Below are 1,174 nucleotides of genomic sequence, written 5' to 3'. Positions count from 1 at the left end.
GGGATAAGGGATATTGCTCGGGTACTCAAGGTCAGTCCTACCACGGTCATTAAAGAATTAAAAAAAAGCCTGGGACTAAGCCAAGTTAACCAAAAGCTCTTGGAGACTCTCAACCCAGAAAATATTGAGGTTGATTTCATCGGTGCTGAAGAGAGTGAGCAAAAAAATATTGTAGTAGAGTCAGAACTAGATGAAATGTGGAGTTACGTAGGTAATAAACACAATCAGCGCTGGTTTTGGCATGCAATTGAGCGCAGAAGTGGGCAGGTGTTAGCCTATGCATTCGGTCGTCGCACAGATCAAGTCTTTCTCCGCCTCAAAGAATTACTCGAACCTTTTGGAATTAGGAAATATTGTACCGATGGGTGGGGTGCATATGAAAGACACATCCCAGAAGAGCAACATGAGATTGATAAGCGTAAGACCCAACGTATCGAGCGTAAACATCTGGGGTTGCGAACCCGAATTAAGCGTTTAGCCCGCAAAACAATCTGCTTTTCAAGAAGTGAAGAGATGCATGATCTTGTGATCGGTCTGTTTATCAATCGTTATGAGTTTGGACTCCTAATTTGATCTCTTATCAACACATCTGAGCCATTACCCAATTTTCTATAAAAAAACCAAAGTTTCATTTTGATTTCATAGTTAGCTGTTAACATGGTGAATAATAGATTCATTCAAAAAGTGATTACACATAACAATTGAGATTGGGACAAAGCGTTATGGTGATGGATAAAGTAATTAATAGTTCAGATGTGATTACTCAATTTTTAAAGGAAGAGAGTGTTTTACAACGTAACTGTCCAAGTCATTACTATTAATAATTACTAAAGATGTTATTAGCAATCGAGAATATTGCTATTAGCCAATCTATAACTTTAAAGTTAAGGGGATTGAATGTATACCTCTGAAGAGAAAAATCAGAATTATTTTGAAGAGCAGTTATCGTTATGCTCTTATTCAAATTCAAGCTAAGAAACCTATGATATTTGAGAAACGATCGCGAGTTTTTGATTGCTTTTATTGAACAACGAGTAATCGCTAGTTCTAAAGCGGTCGCTCTAAATTAGACCTTGTAATTAGTGACTCATATAACAAGTAGGTATCAGTATTCTGAAATTTTCTCATTACTTAGTAACTGTAGGTACAGGGGCAGTAATTGTCTTTAGATCGG

The 1,174-nt window shown here is 37.1% G+C and carries 1 protein-coding gene; it reads left to right on the top strand.

Annotated elements, in window-relative coordinates:
- Window positions 1-573, top strand: a 573-nt coding sequence (locus AC2VE5_RS28100; protein ID WP_486890788.1) for an IS1 family transposase, incomplete at its 5' end; no start/stop codon positions are given.
- Between the last annotated feature and the right edge of the window lie 601 nt (window positions 574-1,174).

Source organism: Aliterella sp. E5.1, assembly GCF_057473825.1.
The sequence above is the reverse complement of the archived record's forward strand: the minus strand, read 5'-3'. Positions and strand labels throughout refer to the sequence as shown.